At 71.5% G+C, this 16,890-nt stretch carries 14 protein-coding genes; 3 read left to right on the forward strand and 11 right to left on the reverse strand.

Features of this window, described 5'->3' with window-relative positions; genetic code table 11:
• Window positions 1-18: 18 nt before the first annotated feature.
• Window positions 19-579 carry a YqgE/AlgH family protein gene (locus ACFYYT_RS10395; RefSeq protein WP_351827009.1) on the reverse strand — a complete coding sequence of 187 codons (561 nt, stop codon included), beginning with the start codon at window positions 577-579 and terminating at the stop codon, window positions 19-21.
• 262 nt (window positions 580-841) lie between these two features.
• Here ACFYYT_RS10395 and murA point away from each other — a divergent pair, with 262 nt between their 5' ends.
• Entirely contained in the window at window positions 842-2,179 is a 1,338-nt protein-coding gene (gene murA, locus ACFYYT_RS10400) for a UDP-N-acetylglucosamine 1-carboxyvinyltransferase (RefSeq protein WP_266577095.1), read from the forward strand.
• Between the two features lie 194 nt (window positions 2,180-2,373).
• Here the strand turns inward: murA and ACFYYT_RS10405 are convergent, their stop codons facing one another.
• The 6 genes from ACFYYT_RS10405 to afsQ1 form a co-directional block, all read right to left on the reverse strand.
• On the reverse strand, window positions 2,374-2,655 hold the full coding sequence (locus ACFYYT_RS10405; protein ID WP_007264399.1) for an HU family DNA-binding protein: 282 nt from the start codon (window positions 2,653-2,655) through the stop codon (window positions 2,374-2,376).
• 436 nt (window positions 2,656-3,091) lie between these two features.
• The gene (locus tag ACFYYT_RS10410) at window positions 3,092-4,495 is read right to left on the reverse strand and encodes an NAD-dependent malic enzyme (protein ID WP_351821685.1); all 1,404 of its coding nucleotides are present in this window, start codon (window positions 4,493-4,495) and stop codon (window positions 3,092-3,094) included.
• 447 nt (window positions 4,496-4,942) lie between these two features.
• The gene (locus tag ACFYYT_RS10415; protein ID WP_351821682.1) at window positions 4,943-7,249 is read right to left on the reverse strand and encodes a UvrD-helicase domain-containing protein; all 2,307 of its coding nucleotides are present in this window, start codon (window positions 7,247-7,249) and stop codon (window positions 4,943-4,945) included.
• A 1,203-nt stretch (window positions 7,250-8,452) separates the two neighbouring features.
• Window positions 8,453-9,094 carry a hypothetical protein gene (locus ACFYYT_RS10420; protein ID WP_351825516.1) on the reverse strand — a complete coding sequence of 214 codons (642 nt, stop codon included), beginning with the start codon at window positions 9,092-9,094 and terminating at the stop codon, window positions 8,453-8,455.
• 10 nt (window positions 9,095-9,104) lie between these two features.
• A complete protein-coding gene (locus ACFYYT_RS10425) occupies window positions 9,105-10,601 on the reverse strand; it encodes a HAMP domain-containing sensor histidine kinase (protein WP_351825514.1) in 1,497 nt (498 codons plus the stop codon).
• Window positions 10,598-11,275, reverse strand: coding sequence for a two-component system response regulator AfsQ1 (gene afsQ1, locus ACFYYT_RS10430; RefSeq protein WP_180291024.1), 678 nt, complete (start codon window positions 11,273-11,275; stop codon window positions 10,598-10,600). Before afsQ1 ends, ACFYYT_RS10425 begins: the two co-directional genes overlap by 4 nt.
• A 173-nt stretch (window positions 11,276-11,448) precedes the next feature.
• Between afsQ1 and ACFYYT_RS10435 the strand changes: the two genes are divergently transcribed.
• Window positions 11,449-12,144 (forward strand): SigE family RNA polymerase sigma factor, encoded by a 696-nt coding sequence (locus tag ACFYYT_RS10435; protein ID WP_351825512.1) that lies wholly within the window; start codon window positions 11,449-11,451, stop codon window positions 12,142-12,144.
• Window positions 12,145-12,327: 183 nt separating this feature from the next.
• Here the strand turns inward: ACFYYT_RS10435 and ACFYYT_RS10440 are convergent, their stop codons facing one another.
• Entirely contained in the window at window positions 12,328-12,963 is a 636-nt protein-coding gene (locus ACFYYT_RS10440) for a hypothetical protein (RefSeq protein WP_351825510.1), read from the reverse strand.
• A gap of 166 nt (window positions 12,964-13,129) precedes the next feature.
• On the opposite strand from ACFYYT_RS10440, the gene ACFYYT_RS10445 reads away from it, so the two are divergent.
• Window positions 13,130-13,480, forward strand: a complete 351-nt coding sequence (locus ACFYYT_RS10445) for a hypothetical protein (RefSeq protein WP_351825508.1) — start codon at window positions 13,130-13,132, stop codon at window positions 13,478-13,480.
• A gap of 71 nt (window positions 13,481-13,551) precedes the next feature.
• Here ACFYYT_RS10445 and ACFYYT_RS10450 read toward each other — a convergent pair whose 3' ends face one another.
• Genes ACFYYT_RS10450 through deoC form a run of 3 tightly spaced genes read right to left on the reverse strand, consistent with a single transcriptional unit; the run spans window position 13,552 to window position 16,863 of the window.
• The gene (locus tag ACFYYT_RS10450; RefSeq protein WP_351825506.1) at window positions 13,552-14,466 is read right to left on the reverse strand and encodes an aldehyde dehydrogenase family protein; all 915 of its coding nucleotides are present in this window, start codon (window positions 14,464-14,466) and stop codon (window positions 13,552-13,554) included.
• The gene (locus ACFYYT_RS10455; RefSeq protein WP_351825504.1) at window positions 14,459-15,895 is read right to left on the reverse strand and encodes an aldehyde dehydrogenase family protein; all 1,437 of its coding nucleotides are present in this window, start codon (window positions 15,893-15,895) and stop codon (window positions 14,459-14,461) included. Before ACFYYT_RS10455 ends, ACFYYT_RS10450 begins: the two co-directional genes overlap by 8 nt.
• Window positions 15,896-15,900: 5 nt before the next feature.
• Complete coding sequence (deoC, locus tag ACFYYT_RS10460; RefSeq protein WP_351825530.1) at window positions 15,901-16,863, reverse strand: deoxyribose-phosphate aldolase; 963 nt, start codon at window positions 16,861-16,863, stop codon at window positions 15,901-15,903.
• Window positions 16,864-16,890 lie beyond the last annotated feature (27 nt).

Genomic DNA, 16,890 nt, shown 5'->3' on the forward strand with positions numbered 1-16,890 from the left:
TACTGAACCCCGCGCGGGTCAGTTCAGCGACGGGTCGTCCAGATAGGTGGCGACCATGGCCAGGTCGCTGCGCTGGCGCCGCAGCACCGCCCGCCACAACCGTTCGGGGTCCGGGAAGGAGACGTCCCCGGGCTCGGAGTCGACGACGTACCAGGCGCCGTCGCGCAGCTCGGTCTCCAGCTGGCCGGGCCCCCATCCGGAGTAGCCGGCGAAGATGCGCAGGCCGCCCAGGGCGGCGGCGAGCAGTTCCGGCGGGGCCTCCAGGTCGACGAGGCCGATCGCGCCGTGCACCCGGCGCCAGCCCAGGGGCCCTTCCTCGCCCGGGATCACGGCGACGCCCAGGGCCGAGTCCAGCGCGACCGGGCCGCCCTGGAAGACCACCCCCGGGTCACCGGCCAACGGCGCCCACGGCAACAGGATGTCGCGGACGTCCACCGGGGTGGGCCGGTTGAGGACAACGCCGAGGGAGCCCTGCTCGTCGTGGTCGAGCAGCAGCACCACCGCGCGGTCGAAATTCGGGTCCGCGAGGGCGGGGGTGGCCACGAGCAGCCGCCCTGTGAGGGAGGACACCTCGGTCATGCGGCCATGATCCCCCACAATCGCCCTTCAGGGGGAGCGGGCGGCCGTATCCGATCAAGCGCAGCTCAGGGCGCACGGCGGCAGAGCGCGGCGCGCGCCGCTCCGACGGCCGGAACGCGACACTCCGCCACCTTCCGCACACTGAGGGTGCTGTGCCGAATTCATGACAGTCCTACGGCCACGTCAGCCATACAAACAAGGGGGTAGTGACCCTTACCCTTTTCACTGGCCCCCTGCCCATCCTCTCCGGAACGCGAGATCCATGACCGGCAACGATGTCCTGCTTGTCCACGGCGGAACCCCGCTCGAGGGCGAGATCCGTGTCCGCGGCGCGAAGAACCTCGTGCCGAAGGCCATGGTCGCCGCCCTGCTCGGCAGCGAGCCGAGCCGGCTGCGCAATGTTCCCGACATCCGTGACGTGCGAGTCGTGCGCGGGCTGCTCCAGCTGCACGGCGTGACCGTGCGGCCCGGCGAGGAGCCGGGCGAGCTGATCCTCGACCCGACCTACGTCGAGAGCGCCAACGTCGCCGACATCGACGCGCACGCGGGTTCCTCCCGGATCCCGATCCTCTTCTGCGGCCCGCTGCTGCACCGCCTCGGCCACGCCTTCATCCCGGGCCTGGGCGGCTGCGACATCGGCGGCCGTCCGATCGACTTCCACTTCGACGTGCTCCGCCAGTTCGGCGCGACCATCGAGAAGCGCGAAGGCGGCCAGTACCTGGAGGCCCCGCAGCGCCTCCGCGGCTGCAAGATCCGCCTCCCCTACCCCTCGGTCGGCTCGACCGAGCAGGTCCTGCTGACGGCCGTCCTGGCCGAGGGCGTGACCGAACTCAGCAACGCGGCCGTCGAACCGGAGATCGAAGACCTCATCTGCGTCCTGCAGAAGATGGGCGCGATCATCTCCGTCGACACCGACCGCACCATCCGCATCACCGGTGTGGACCGGCTGAGCGGCTACAACCACAAGGCGCTCCCGGACCGCCTGGAGGCCGCCTCGTGGGCTTCCGCGGCGCTGGCGACCGGCGGCAACATCTACGTCCGCGGGGCGCAGCAGCGCTCGATGATGACGTTCCTGAACACCTTCCGGCGGGTCGGCGGCGCGTTCGAGATCGACGACGAGGGCATCCGCTTCTGGCACCCGGGCGGCCCGCTGAAGGCCATCGCGCTGGAAACGGACGTCCACCCGGGCTTCCAGACGGACTGGCAGCAGCCGCTGGTCGTCGCCCTGACGCAGGCTTCGGGCCTGTCGATCGTCCACGAGACGGTCTACGAGTCCCGGCTCGGCTTCACCTCGGCGCTCAACCAGATGGGTGCTCACATCCAGCTGTACCGCGAGTGCCTGGGCGGCAGCGCCTGCCGGTTCGGCCAGCGCAACTTCCTGCACTCGGCGGTCGTCTCCGGCCCGACCAAGCTCCAGGGCGCCGACCTCGTCATCCCCGACCTGCGCGGCGGGTTCTCGTACCTCATCGCGGCGCTGGCCGCCGAGGGCACCTCGCGCGTGCACGGCATCGACCTCATCAACCGCGGCTACGAGAACTTCATGGAGAAGCTCGTCGAGCTGGGCGCCAAGGTCGAGCTGCCGAACGGCGACCTCGTCTGATTCCGTCCGATCACCTTCCGGGGCCCCCAAGGGGCCCTGGAAGGGCCCGTACAGGCCCGTGAGGGCCGGTGCACGGGCCGGACAGGCCGAAGGGCGGCCACCCCCCGCGGGGGGTGGCCGCCCTTCGGCGTTGCTCAGTGCTACGTACCACTGCCGTCCCGAGGGCCGCTGCGGCCCTCGGCACAAGGGCGGTGCTACTTGCCCTTGGCGGCTTCCTTGAGCTTGGAGCCCGCGGAGACCTTCACGCTGTAGCCGGCCGGGATCTGGATGGGGTCGCCGGTCTGCGGGTTGCGCGCGGTGCGAGCGGCACGGTGGGTGCGCTCGAAGGTCAGGAAGCCGGGGATGGTGACCTTCTCGTCGCCCTTGGCGACAATCTCGCCGACGGTCTCGGCGAGCGCGGCCAGAACGGCGTCGGCGTCCTTGCGGGTCACCTCGGCGCGCTCGGACAGAGCGGCCACCAGCTCACTGCGGTTCATGTTGTACTCCCGTGTTCAACTTGCCTTAGAGGCGTGAGATCGAAGCCGATGCTGCCAGGGCCCTCGGACAGTCCCCGGACCCGGGTCTGAACGTCAGACCCTCTCGCCCGGTTACGCATCCTGCCCCCACCAGCGGCGGGAAAGCCAATCCGGCACCCGCCAGGGTCACACGAAAAGCGCCACAGTCACGCCGCGGTGACGCTCCGTCCGCACCAAAGGCCTCGACGGGTCCGTGCGCCCGGGGGGACCCGGCGGACCGCCGTGGATGCGGACCGCGGGCCACGCGGGCATCCCCGCAACCCTAGAGGCGCCCTGCCGGGCCCGCATCCCGCGACGCGCCGGAATCGGACCGTGGGGACCGTCACAGTGCGTTGCGGGCTGCGGGGCGCGGCGGCCGCGCCGGGGGCCGGGGCCGGGGCGGGCCCCCGGAGGCCGGCTAGACGGCCGTGGCGGCCTTGCGGACGGCTCCGGCGACCGCGCCCGCGACCTTGTCGTTGAAGACGGACGGGATGATGTAGTTGGCGTTCAGCTCGTCCTCGCCGACGACGTCGGCCAGGGCGGCCGCGGCGGCCAGCATCATGTCGGTGTTCACGGTCCGCGACTGGGCGTCGAGGAGGCCGCGGAAGACGCCCGGGAAGACCAGCACGTTGTTGATCTGGTTCGGGAAGTCCGAGCGGCCGGTGGCCACGACGGCGGCGGTCTGGCGGGCGACGGCCGGGTCCACCTCGGGGTCCGGGTTCGCGAGCGCGAACACGATGGCGCCCTCCGCCATGGCGGCGACGTCCTCGCCGGAGAGCACGTTCGGGGCGGAGACGCCGATGAAGACGTCGGCGCCGACCACGGCCTCCTTGAGGGTGCCGGTGTAGCCCTCGGGGTTGGTGTTGTCGGCGATCCAGCGCAGCGGAGAGTCGGGGGCCGCGTCGACGAGGTCGGGGCGGCCCGCGTGCACGACGCCGTGGATGTCGGCGCTCACCGCGTTCTTGACGCCCGCCGCGAGCAGCAGCTTGAGGATGGCGGTACCGGCCGCGCCGGCGCCCGACATGACCACCTTGACGTCGCCAACTGCCTTGCCGACCACGCGAAGTGCGTTGGTCAGCGCGGCGAGGACGACGATGGCGGTGCCGTGCTGGTCGTCGTGGAAGACGGGGATGTCGAGGGCCTCGCGCAGCCGCGCCTCGATCTCGAAGCAGCGCGGCGCGGAGATGTCCTCCAGGTTGATGCCGGCGAAGCCCGGGGCGATGGCCTTGACGATCGCGACGATCTCGTCGGCGTCCTGGGTGTCGAGGCAGATCGGCCACGCGTCGATGCCGGCGAAGCGCTTGAAGAGGGCGGCCTTGCCCTCCATGACGGGCAGCGCGGCCATCGGGCCGATGTTGCCGAGACCCAGCACGGCGGAGCCGTCGGTCACGACTGCGACGGAGTTGCGCTTGATGGTGAGGCGGCGCGCGTCCTCGGGGTTCTCGGCGATGGCCATGCACACGCGGGCGACGCCCGGGGTGTAGATCATCGAGAGGTCGTCGCGGTTGCGGATGGGGTGCTTGGACGACATCTCGATCTTGCCGCCGAGGTGCATCAGGAAGGTTCGGTCGGAGACCTTGCCGAGGCTGACGCCCTCGATCCCGCGCAGCTTCTCGACGATCTCGTCGGCGTGCGCGGTGGAGGTGGCGGCGATGGTGACGTCGATACGGAGCTTCTCGTGGCCCGATGCGGTCACGTCGAGGCCGGTGACCGACCCCCCGGAAGACTCCACGGCGGTGGTGAGCTGGGAGACCGCGGTTCCGCTCGCGGGCACTTCCAGGCGGACCGTCATCGAATACGAGACGCTGGGCGCCGTTGCCATGGCCGTGTTCCTCTTCTGTCCCTGATTTCGCTGTACACAGGGCCCGCACACCGCTGGTGTGACGGGACCCGTTGTCCGATCGTCCCACCTACCAGCCAGTACAAGGTAACCAGCTACAAATTTCGGAAGAACACTTCCACCATACGAGATATCAGGGGCCGGCGGAATCGTGGGTTAATACAAAACAGGTCCGCGCCCCCCACGAGCGGGGGGCGCGGACCTGTTCTTCTCACCACGACTGATGACACCGACCCGCCATGCTCGCCTCGCGGCAAGTGGTCGCTCTAGGCGACGAAGGTTGGGCCCGGGGGCTTGGATCGAGCCGGTGTCGTAACCAGGCTAACAAAGGATCGCCGGATGTGATCCCCCCTCCCGCGAGTCCGTTCCCCGGCTCACGCGCCTGGCCGCGGGCCATCCGGCCCCAAGGGCCCGGCCGGGCCCCCTCCGTCACCGCCGCAGCAGTTCGGGCACCCCGTCCGCGCCGGGACGGTCGGCCGCCGCCGAGACCACCGTCAGCTGCTGCGTGGCGCGCGTCAGGGCCACGTACAGGACGCGCAGGCCCGCCGGGGACTCCTCGGCGATCTCCGCCGGGGAGACGACCACCGTGGCGTCGTACTCCAGCCCCTTGGCCTCCAGACTGCCCAGCGCCACCGCCCGCTCGCCCAGGTCCGCCAGCCAGGCCGCGGCCTCCGCCCGCCGGTCCATCGCCACGACCACGCCGACGGTGCCGTCCACCTGCTCCAGCAGCCGCCGGGTCTCCTCCCGGACCGTGGTCGCCAGATCCTCCGCCGCGGCCGTGAAACGCGGCTCCAGGCCCGTGGAGCGCACCGCGGTCGGCGGCTCCATGTCCGGCATCGCCAGCTTCAGCACCCGGGAGGCCACCTCGGCCACCTCGGCCGGGTTGCGGTAGTTCACGGTCAGCGTGAACCGCCGGCGCGGCCGGCGCCCCAGCGCCTCGTCACGGGCGGCGGCCGCCTCCTGCGGATCGGTCCAGGAGGACTGCGCCGGATCGCCCACCACCGTCCAGGTGCCCGAACGGCCCCGGCGGCCCACCATCCGCCACTGCATCGGCGTCAGGTCCTGCGCCTCGTCCACGATCACGTGGGCGTACTCGGTGCGCTCGGCCGCGAGCCGCTCGGCCCGCTCCCACTGGGTCTCCTCACGGGTCGGCATCAGCTCCTCCAGCCCGCTGAGCTGGTCCAGCGGATCCATCTCCCGCTTGCGCTTCGGCCGCGCGGGGGCGCCGAGCAGCTGGTGGAGCTCGTCGAGCAGGGCCACGTCGTGCACCGACAGGGGGCCCTTGCCGTCCGGGCCGACCCGGCGCAGGGAACGGGCCAGCTGGCGGATCTCGCGGGAGCTCAGGTCCCGGCGCGACCAGCGGCCCAGGCGCCGCTCGTCGGCCATGGCAGCCAGCACCTTGCGCGGGGTCAGCTCCGGCCACCAGGCGTTCAGGAAGGAGATGAAGTCGTCCTCGGTGGAGATGTCCTCGTCGAAGGCCGACCGCAGTTCGGCCGCGAGCTCCGGGTCGCTGTGCCGGCCCGCCCCGCCGGACTTCGCGTAGAGGGCGTCGAGGAGCAGCTTGCGGGCGCGCGGGCGCAGCAGGTTCACCGGGGCGGTTCCGCTGAGCACCGTCTGCCGGATCCGTTCCAGGTCGGACGCCTCCAGCTCCTGGCGCCGCCCGAAAGCCACCACGCGCAGCCGCTCGGGGGCCGCGCCGAGCTCCAGCGCGCCCCGTACGGCCTTACGGAGCACCTTGAGCATCCGGGAGGAGCCCTTGATCCGCGCCACGGCGGGATCGTCGTACACGGTCGCCTCGGCGCCGTCGACGAGCGAGCCGAGCGCGCGGATGGCGACCTGGCCCTCCTCGCCGAGGGAGGGCAGCACGCCCTCGGTGTACGCGACGAGCAGCGGCGTCGGGGAGACGATCAGGATGCCGCCGGAGTAGCGCCGCCGGTCCTGGTAGAGCAGGTACGCGGCCCGGTGCAGGGCCACGGCCGTCTTCCCGGTGCCGGGGCCGCCCGCGACCTCGGCGACGGAGGCGGCGGGAGCCCGGATGACCAGGTCCTGCTCGGCCTGGATGGAGGAGACGATGTCCCGCATCGAGTGCGTACGGGCCCGCCCCAGGGCGGCCATCAGCGCGCCGTCGCCGATGGCGGGCAGCTCCCGGCCGTCGAGGGAGGCGGTCAGCTCGGGACGCATCAGGTCGTCCTCGACGCCGAGCACCTTGCGGCCCTTCGAGCGGATCACCCGGCGGCGCACGACGCGGCCGGGGTCCTTGGGGGTGGAGCGGTAGAACGGCGCGGCCGCCGGGGCGCGCCAGTCGATGACGAGCGGCGTGTAGTCGGTGTCGAGTACGCCGATGCGCCCGATGTGCAGGGTTTCGGCGATGTCGGCGGTGAGGTCGGCGCGGATCGCGTCGTCTGCGGGCTCGACGGAGGTGTAGGCGCCGTCGGCACCGCGCTCACCGTCCTTGCCGAGGACCAGGTCGATGCGTCCGAAGAGGAAGTCCTCGAACTCGTTGTTCAGCCGGTTGAGGTGGATCCCGGCGCGGAACACCTGGGCGTCGCGCTCGGCGAGCGCGCCGGGCGTGCCGACCTGCCCCCGCTTGGCGGCGTCGTTCATCAGGAACTCGGCCTCGTGGATCTTCTCCTCTAGGCGTCGGTACACCTGATCGAGGTGCGTCTGCTCGGCCGCGATCTCGCGATCGCGGACGGAATCCGCCGTGCTGTCGACAGCGGCATTCTGCGCGGCCACCAAGGCCCCCTTCTGACGTGCATGGGCGACCGTCAACCGTACGCGAATCCAGCCCCGGTCCGCACGCCCGTTCCGCGCGGCGACCGAATCGGGGCGGTACGTGGGGGTACGGGGCGGGGGGGGTGGGCGGGGTCGGGCGGGGTCGGGGAGCTGAGCGGGGGCCTGCTGGGCGGGGCCGGGGGGGCGGGGTCTTCGCGGAGCAGCATCAGGGAGGGTTTGGTGGTCTCCCGTCAGTCTCATCGTCCTTCCGTGTCGTGCCGGTCCCTCAAGGGCGCTCCTTCGTCGCGTCGCTTCGCGATGGCCTTCGGCCACCCTTGACCGACCGTCCCGCCACGGAAAAACGAAGACTGCCGGGAAACCCCCAAAAGAACGTTCACGGGGCAGTGGACCTGTCCATTCCTCCTCAGGGAGCCGAGACCCCCGCCCACAAGGTCACCCAGGTGGGCCCGCCGTCAGGCCCGCGTGCTGCCATTCCGGGCCGGGGGTGGCCAGACCACACCAAACAGCGACCAGAACAACCAACCGGGACATCCGGCGCATCGGATCGCTACGCGCTTCTCTCGGCATAGCGTCCGCCGGCCGTCTGTGGCCGGACATAGGCCGCCCAAGGCCCGTGGAGGGCGGGCAATCACGCGTCTGCAGCCGTGATGGAGTGAGAGAGCGAGAGGAGTGACTTTTCGTGCAGTCTGAGCCGATCTCCGGCCGCTCTCCGTCCTCCGAGGGTCAGTCGCCCGTCAAGTAGGGCCATTTCTTCGCCTTGGGCGGCTTATGTCCAGCCACAGACGGCCGGCGGACGCTATGCCGGGCGAAGCGCGTAGCGATCTGATGCGCGAGGGCCTCTGCTGGAGCCGCAGGCTCGTCGTATCGCTGTCTCGTGTGGTCTGGCCGCCCCCGGCCCGGAATCTGGTCTGGGAGGGCCGGATGTCGGGCCCACCTGGGCCTTGTGGGGAGGGGTCTTGGCTCCCTGACGACGATCGGCCAGGCTCTCTGCCCCGTGAACGTTCTTTTGGGGGTTTCCCGGCAGTCTTCGTTTTTCCGGGGCGGGACGGTCGGTCAAGGGTGGCCGAAGGCCATCGCGAAGCGACGCGACGAAGGAGCGCCCTTGAGGGACCGGCACGACACGGAAGGACGATGAGACTGACGGGAGACCACCAAACCCTCCCTGAGGCCGATCAACTGACACCCCGCCCCGCAGGCCCCCGCTCAGCTCCCCGACCCCGCCCCCGCCCCCGCCCCCGACGGCGACGCGCTCGGGCGGACCAGTTCGCCCAGGGTGGGGACCGACTCCGGGCGGGAGCGGACCGCGTCCGTGCACTCCCACGCCCGCGGCGGGTCCGCGTCCGGGCCGCCCAGCACCACCGGGCCCGATCCCGCCGAGACGGCGTCGCTCGCCGACAGGGTGCACACCACCTGCGCCAGCGCCACCGGCGGCAGGTCCTCCGGCTTGCGGCTGAGCCGTACCGTGCCCGCCGGGTCGCCCGGGCGCGCCGGGCCGGCCGTCAGCCCGTCCGGGACCGCGCTCGTGAAGCCGGCGTCGCGTTCCTCCCCCGAAAGGGTCTTCTCCAGCCCTTCCAGCAGCGCCTGCGCCACCAGCACCACGGGATCGCGTACGACACGCTTCTCGGGCACCGGCACCACCCGGTCCACGCCCACCAGCTGCGATCCGCACACCAGTTCAAGGGTGGCCCGGAAGCCCTGCACGCCGCTCTCCCCGGCCGCCTGTGCCGGGGTGTCGCAGGAGACCCGGGACGGAGCCGCGCCCACGTCCACGGGCACGGTCGTCGCCCGGATCCCGCACCCGGAGAGCACCAGCAGCGCCGCCACCCCGCCCAGCACCCCACGCACCCCAAGCGCCCTACGCGCCCGCGTCATCCGCGTCATCGGCGATCACCTTCCCCACGTCCATCGGCAGCCGCAGGGTGAACACGGCTCCGCCGGCCGCCCCGTTCGCGGCCGTGATGTCACCGCCGTGGATGTGCGCGTTCTCCATCGCGATCGACAGGCCCAGCCCACTCCCGTCCGACTTCGGCCGGGAGGCGCTCGCCTTGTAGAAGCGGTCGAAGACGTGCGGCAGCACCTCCTCGGGGATGCCCGGCCCGTTGTCCCTGACCGCGATCACCAGCCGGTCCCCCTCCACGGCCACCGACACCCGCACCGGCGAGCCGCCGTGCTTGAGGGCGTTGCCGATCAGGTTGGCCAGGATCACGTCGAGGCGCCGCGGGTCGAGCCGGGCCACGATCCCGCGCCCGGCGTCGAGTTCGACCGCGTCGAGCCAGGCCCGGGCGTCGATGCACGCCGTGACCTGGTCGGCGACGTTCACGTCGTCCAGCACCAGGCGCGCCGTCCCCGCGTCGAAGCGGGTGACCTCCATCAGGTTCTCCACCAGGTCGTTCAGCCGTCGCGTCTCGCTCACGACCAGCCCCACCGCCGGGGCGATCATCGGATCGAGGTCGTCGACCTCTTCCTCCAGCACCTCGGCCACCGCCGTCAACGCCGTCAGCGGCGTGCGCAGTTCGTGCGACATGTCCGCCACGAACCGCCGGCTCGCCTCCTCGCGCGCGCTCATGTCGGCGACCTTCTTCTCCAGCGCCTCCGCCGTCATGTTGAAGGTGTGCGCCAGGTCCGCGAGTTCATCGGTGCCCGAGACCTCCAGCCGGTGGTCCAGCTCCCCCTCGCCGAGCCGGCGCGCCGCGTCCCCGAGCCGCTGTACGGGCTTGAGCACGGTCCGCGACGCCGCCTGCGCGAGCAGCGCCGAGCCGAGCAGCGCGAGGCCGGTCGCGATGGTCAGGGACCAGCCCAGGGCGTTGAGGTCGGCCCGTTCGGTGGCGAGCGACTTGTACATGTAGCCGGTCGGCCCGCCGCCCACGATCCGGGTCCCGCCGACCAGGTACGGGTTGCCGTGCGGCTTCGTCCGCTGCCAGTACATGTGGTACTCGGCGTCGTTGGCGACCGTCGTCTTCTGCCGGTCGTTGACGGCGTGCTGGAGCGAGGACGGTACGTCGTCCAGCCCGAAGGAGTCCGCCCCCGCCGCGCCGAACACCTTGCGTCCGTCCTTGCGTTCGTGCACCAGGAGCACGCTGTACCCGGGGCTGCTGCCCGCCATCAGCTCGGCGGTGCGCTGCATCTCCTCGGCCGTCGGGTCGGCGGGCAGCGCCGCGGCCCGGTTCTGCATCTCCTGGCGGAAGTCCCCGAGGGCCGCGTCCTGGGTACGGGTGAGCACCGCCTCGCGGTTGAGCCAGTACGCGATCCCGGACGCGGAGACCGCGGCCGTCAGCGCGACCAGCGCGAACACCACCAGCAGCCGCAGCCGCAGGCTGGTCCAGCGCCGGCCCGCGAACAGGGCTCTGATCACTGCGGGGAGTCCAGCCGGTACCCGACGCCGCGGACGGTACGGATCAGCGTCGGGGAGGACGGGACCTCCTCGACCTTCGCGCGCAGCCGCTGCACGCAGGCGTCGACGAGCCGCGAGTCACCGAGGTAGTCGTGCTCCCAGACCAGGCGCAGCAACTGCTGGCGGGACAGCGCCTGACCGGGGCGGCGGCTGAGTTCCAGCAGCAGCCGCAGCTCGGTCGGGGTCAGCTGGAGGTCCTCGCCGTTCTTCGTGACCGTCATCGCGGCGCGGTCGATGACGAGGGACCCGAACACGGCGGAGTCGCTCGCCTCGCGTTCGCCGCGGCGCAGCACGGCCCGGATGCGGGCGTCGAGCACCCGGCCCTGGACGGGTTTGACGACGTAGTCGTCGGCACCCGACTCCAGGCCCACGACGACATCGATGTCGTCGCTGCGGGCGGTGAGCAGGATGATCGGCAGCTGGTCGGTGCGCCGGATGCGCCGGCACACCTCGAAACCGTCGATCCCGGGCAGCATCACGTCCAGCACGATCAGGTCCGGCCGCTGCTCGCGCAGCAGTTTCAGGCCGTCCTCGCCCGTCGCCGCGGTGGCCACACGGTGGCCCTGGCGTGACAGGGAAAGTTCGAGGGCCGTGCGGATGGCGTCGTCGTCCTCGATCAGCAACAGGAAAGGCACGGGCTCATTCTGTCCCATCGGCCGTCGGGAGTTCGACCGTCACGCCTCCCGGATCCGCGCGGGGACGGCTGTGACAGGTCTGTGACAGTCGCAGGACAGCCCGGTTATGTCGGGCGGGCAGGCTTCTGTCATCGAGCACGGACCGAAGCAGACTCCACGACGGGGGGCGCGAGATGAACACGCTGCACAGCACCACGACCAGCGCGGTCGTCACGCGGCTGCACGATGTGAACCGTCGGGCGGGTGTCCGTAACGTGACGGTCGCCCGTCCGCGGCCGGCACACGTCACAGCCATTGACGCGAACCAGTACCAGGCGGTTCCCGCGGCGCGGACCCCGTCTTCGACTTCCGAGGCGGAGTTCACCGCGTACGTCCAGGAGCGGCGGGCCGCGCTGTACGCGACGGCCTTCCACCTGACCGGTGACCGTCACGAGGCCGAGGACCTGCTCCAGAGCGCGCTGTTCTCCACCTACCGCGCCTGGGACCGGATCAGCGACAAGGCCGCCGTCGGCGGATACCTGCGGCGCACGATGACCAACCTGCACATCAGCGCGTGGCGCCGGCGGAAGCTGAACGAGTACCCGACCGAGGAGCTGCCGGAGACGGCCTCGGACACGGACTCGATGCGCGGCACGGAGCTGCGCGCGGTGCTGTGGCAGGCGCTGTCCCGGATCCCGGAGCCGCAGCGCACGATGCTGGTGCTGCGCTACTACGAGGGCCGTACGGACCCGGAGATCGCGGAGATCCTGGGCATCAGCGTCGGCACCGTGAAGTCGAGCATCTGGCGCTCGCTGCGCCGGCTGCGCGAGGACGAGGTACTGAGCTTCGGGCGGGACGAGGCGGAGTCCTTCGGGGAGCTCGTCGCGTAACGCGCGATCGGAAGACCATGGGCCGGGGGGTCCGTCCTACGGGGGTGGGACGGCGGCCGACGGGGGGAGAAAAGGCGGGATCACGCGGCCGGGGGTCCGCGTGGTCCCGCCTTTTCGGCGTTCCGGGGCCGCGCCCCGCGGGGGCGGCGGCACTCATCGGCGGGCTTGCCGGGCCCGGGGCGCTCAGGCCGGGGTGCGGGCGGTGCGGTGGCGGCCCGCCGCGGCGGCGGCCAGCCGGCCCAGGGCCTCGTCGCGGCCGCAGGCGTGGGCGCCGAGCGCGGTGTGGCGGGCGACGATGCCCCGCTCGGCCCGCATCAGGCGCCATCCCCTGCGCAGCAGGAACGTCACGGACTTGCGGCCCTCGCGCAGGTCGCGGACGAAGCGGCGGCGGAAGGTGGTCGAGGGGCGGCCGCGCAGGCAGATCGCGTCGGCGAGCAGCCCCAGTTCCTGGCAGCGCGCGACGATGTCGGCGGCGAAGATCCCCTCGGCTATGAACAGCGGGGTCCGCGCGATGTCCAGGGTCTCGGTGCCGGTCCGCGAGGAGGTGGCGAGGGAGTACTCGGGGACCTCGGTCCGGCCGGTCGCGCAGAGTTCGGCGATGGCGGCGACGGCCGTGTCCGCGTCCCAGGACAGCGGGGAGTCCCAGTCGATGTCGCGGCTTCCCTCGACCAGCGGGAGGGTCGGGTCCGTCCCCTCCTTGTAGAAGTCGTCCAGGCGCAGCACGGGCAGGCCCGAGCGGGCCGCGAGCCGGGACTTTCCGGATCCCGAGGGACCGGTCAGCAGGACGACGCGCGTGGGAAGGGGAGATGAACAGCTCACGGGTCACCAGTGTGGGGCATGACGGGCGGTATCGACATACCGCCGACGGCGCCTGCGACAACCCTCACACCGGCCCGACGGGCGGCCGCGGTTCGCCGGTTGGAATCCGGGAAGCCCTCTCGACTACGCTGTGTGCGCACGCGACTACGACCACAGGCGGGAACCCATGGCACGTCACGCAGCCCCCCACTCCTCCGCGAAGCGGCTCCGCGCCGCCGGAGTGACCCTTTCGATGGCCGGTGCGGCCCTGGCCGTGGCGGCCGGCGGGGCGCAGGCCGGTGAGCTCGACATCCCGGCGGCGCTGTCGGGGGTGGCGGACCCGATCTCGAACCTGAAGGTGAACCCGCTCGCGAACACGGGCGTGGACCCGCTCGACAACGGGGTGGCGACCAAGGTCGCGGACTTCCCGTCCGTCGGTACGGGCATGGTCACCGGGAGCCTGACCAGGGGGTCCTCGGTGGGCGAGCTGCCGGGCGCGGCCGTGTCCTCGCTGCTGGGACCCGTACTCCCCAAGTAGGCGCGGAGCGGGTACGGGAAGGCCCCGGCGGCGCGGGGGACGCTGCCGGGGCCGGTCTCGTGGGGGCGCTCCTAGTAGGAGGAGCCGCCCGCGCCGAGGGAACCCGTCGGGTGCCAGACCGTCTTGGTCTCCAGGAACGCCGTCATGCGGTGCGTGCCCGGGTCGGCGCTCCAGTCGTCCACAGGCTGTGGACGCAGGACGCGCTTGAGGTTGTCGGCCGCCGCGATCTCCAGCTCCTTGGCCAGGGCCGCGTCGGCGCCGGCCAGGTCGATCGCGTTGACGTCCTGGTGGGACGCCAGGTGCGGGCCGATCTCGGCGGCCTTGCCGGACAGGATGTTGACGACGCCGCCCGGCAGGTCGGAGGTGGCCAGCACCTCGCCCAGGGAGAGGGCGGGCAGCGGGGACCGCTCCGAGGCGATCACGACGACGGTGTTGCCCGTCGCGATGACCGGGGCGATCACCGAGACCAGGCCCAGGAAGGACGAGTCCTGGGGGGCGATGACGGTGACGACGCCGGTGGGCTCGGGGGTGGAGAGGTTGAAGAACGGGCCCGCGACGGGGTTGGCCCCGCCCACGAGCTGGGCGATCTTGTCGGTCCAGCCCGCGTACCAGACCCAGCGGTCGATGGCGGCGTCGACGACGGCCGCGGCCTTGGACTTGGACAGGCCCTCGGCCTCGCCGACCTCGCGGACGAACTGCTCGCGGCGGCCCTCCAGCATCTCTGCGACGCGGTAGAGGATCTGGCCGCGGTTGTAGGCGGTCGCGCCGGACCAGCCGCCGAAGGCCTTGCGGGCGGCGACGACCGCGTCACGGCCGTCCTTGCGGGAGGACAGCGGGGCGTTGGCCAGCCACTTGCCCTTGCCCGACGATGATTTCGCGGTCACCTCGTACACCCGGCCGCTCTCGGAGCGGGGGAACTTCCCCCCGACGTACAGCTTGTAGGTCTTGAAGACGCTCAGACGCGTCGCCGACGAAGACTCAGACATCGAGGTAGCCCTCCAGGCCGTGGCGGCCGCCCTCGCGGCCGAAGCCCGACTCCTTGTAGCCGCCGAAGGGCGAGGTCGGGTCGAACTTGTTGAACGTGTTGGCCCAGACCACACCCGCGCGGAGCTTGTTCGCGACCGCGAGGATGCGCGAGCCCTTCTCCGTCCAGATCCCGGCGGACAGCCCGTACTGGGTGTTGTTGGCCTTGGCGACGGCCTCGTCCGGGGTGCGGAAGGTCAGCACCGACAGCACGGGGCCGAAGATCTCGTCGCGGGCGACGGTGTGCGCCTGGGTGACGTTCGTGAAGAGCGTCGGGGCGAACCAGTAGCCGGCGGACGGCAGCTCGCAGGCCGGGGACCAGCGCTCGGCGCCCTCGGCCTCGCCGGTCTCCGCGAGCGCGGTGATCCGGGAGAGCTGCTCGGCGGAGTTGATCGCGCCGATGTCGGTGTTCTTGTCGAGCGGGTCGCCCAGGCGCAGCGTGGAGAGGCGGCGCTTGAGGGAGTCCAGCAGCTCGTCGTGGATCGACTCCTGGACCAGCAGGCGCGAGCCGGCGCAGCAGACCTGGCCCTGGTTGAAGAAGATGCCGTTGACGATGCCCTCGACGGCCTGGTCGAGGGGGGCGTCGTCGAAGACGATGTTGGCGCCCTTGCCGCCCAGCTCCAGGGTGACCTTCTTGTCGGTGCCGGCGATCTGGCGGGCGATGGCCTTGCCGACCGCGGTCGAGCCGGTGAAGGCGACCTTGTTGACGTCCGGGTGCTCGACGAGGGCCGCGCCCGCGTCCCCGTAGCCGGGGAGGATGTTGACGACGCCCTTGGGCAGACCGGCCTGGCGGCAGATGTCCGCGAAGAACAGCGCCGACAGGGGCGTGGTCTCGGCGGGCTTCAGGACGACGGTGTTGCCGGTGGCGAGCGCCGGGGCGATCTTCCACGCGAGCATCAGGAGCGGGAAGTTCCAGGGGATGACCTGGCCGGCCACGCCGAGCGGGCGGGGGTTCGCGCCGTAGCCCGCGTGGTCGAGCTTGTCGGCCCAGCCCGCGTAGTAGAAGAAGTGCGCGGCGACGAGCGGGAGGTCCGCGTCGCGGGTCTCCCTGATCGGCTTGCCGTTGTCCAGGGTTTCCAGGACGGCCAGTTCGCGGCTGCGCTCCTGGATGATCCGGGCGATGCGGAAGAGGTACTTGGCGCGCTCGGAACCGGGCAGCGCGGACCACTTCTCGAAGGCCTTGCGGGCGGCCTTCACGGCGCGGTCGACATCGGCGGCGCCGGCCTGGGCGACCTCGGAGAGGACCTCCTCGGAGGACGGGGAGAGCGTCTTGAAGACCTTGCCGTCGGCGGCGTCGGTGAACTCTCCGTCGATGAAGAGCCCGTAGGACGGGGCGATGTCGACGACCGAGCGGGACTCGGGAGCCGGTGCGTATTCGAAAAGGGAAGCCATGGTGATCAGTCCACCGTCACGTAGTCGGGACCGGAGTAACGCCCGGTGCTCAGCTTCTGGCGCTGCATGAGCAGGTCGTTCAGCAGGCTGGAGGCGCCGAACCGGAACCAGTGGCTGGTCAGCCAGTCCGCGCCCGCCGTCTCGTTGACCAGGACGAGGAACTTCAGCGCGTCCTTGGTCGTACGGATCCCGCCGGCCGGCTTCACGCCGATCTGGATGCCGGTCTGTTCCTTGAAGTCGCGGACGGCTTCGAGCATCAGCAGCGTGTTCGCGGGGGTGGCGTTGACGCCGACCTTGCCGGTGGAGGTCTTGATGAAGTCGGCGCCCGCGATCATGCCGATCCAGGAGGCGCGGCGGATGTTGTCGTACGTCGACAGTTCGCCGGTCTCGAAGATGACCTTGAGGCGGGCGGCGCTGCCGTCGGGGCGGACGCAGGCCTCCTTGACGGCCTTGATCAGCTCGTACGTCTCCAGGTAGCGGCCGGCGAGGAAGGCGCCACGGTCGATGACCATGTCGATCTCGTCGGCGCCGGCGGCGACGGCGTCGGCCGTGTCGGCGAGCTTGACGGGCAGGGCGGCCCGGCCGGCCGGGAAGGCGGTGGCGACGGAGGCGACTTTGACGTCGGCTCCGTTCAGCGCGGCCTTGGCGGTGGCCACCATGTCGGGGTACACGCAGACGGCGGCGGTCATCGGAGTGCCGCGGTCGGTGGGGTCGGGGTGGACGGCCTTGGTGGAGAGCGCCCGGACCTTGCCCGGGGTGTCCGCACCCTCGAGCGTCGTCAGGTCGATCATCGAGATGGCCAGGTCGATGGCGAACGCCTTGGCCGTCGTCTTGATCGAGCGGGTGCCGAGGGAGGCCGCGCGGGCCTCCAGGCCGACTGCGTCTACGCCGGGCAGCCCGTGCAGGAAGCGGCGCAGCGCGCTGTCGGACGTCGTCACGTCAGCGAATGCGGTGAGGGTGGTGGGCATGGTCACCACATGAGCATATCTACGCGC

The sequence above is a fragment of the Streptomyces sp. NPDC002032 genome, from assembly GCF_042890765.1.
GTDB lineage: Bacteria > Actinomycetota > Actinomycetes > Streptomycetales > Streptomycetaceae > Streptomyces.

Excerpts from the sequence above, each read along its gene's own strand:
- ACFYYT_RS10395 (WP_351827009.1), bottom strand. The coding sequence starts at position 579 with ATGACCGAGGTGTCCTCCCTCACAGGGCGGCTGCTCGTGGCCACCCCC.
- murA (WP_266577095.1), top strand. The coding sequence starts at position 842 with ATGACCGGCAACGATGTCCTGCTTGTCCACGGCGGAACCCCGCTCGAG.
- ACFYYT_RS10405 (WP_007264399.1), bottom strand. The coding sequence starts at position 2,655 with ATGAACCGCAGTGAGCTGGTGGCCGCTCTGTCCGAGCGCGCCGAGGTG.
- ACFYYT_RS10410 (WP_351821685.1), bottom strand. The coding sequence starts at position 4,495 with ATGGCAACGGCGCCCAGCGTCTCGTATTCGATGACGGTCCGCCTGGAA.
- ACFYYT_RS10435 (WP_351825512.1), top strand. The coding sequence starts at position 11,449 with ATGAACACGCTGCACAGCACCACGACCAGCGCGGTCGTCACGCGGCTG.
- ACFYYT_RS10445 (WP_351825508.1), top strand. The coding sequence starts at position 13,130 with ATGGCACGTCACGCAGCCCCCCACTCCTCCGCGAAGCGGCTCCGCGCC.
- ACFYYT_RS10450 (WP_351825506.1), bottom strand. The coding sequence starts at position 14,466 with ATGTCTGAGTCTTCGTCGGCGACGCGTCTGAGCGTCTTCAAGACCTAC.
- ACFYYT_RS10455 (WP_351825504.1), bottom strand. The coding sequence starts at position 15,895 with ATGGCTTCCCTTTTCGAATACGCACCGGCTCCCGAGTCCCGCTCGGTC.
- deoC (WP_351825530.1), bottom strand. The coding sequence starts at position 16,863 with ATGCCCACCACCCTCACCGCATTCGCTGACGTGACGACGTCCGACAGC.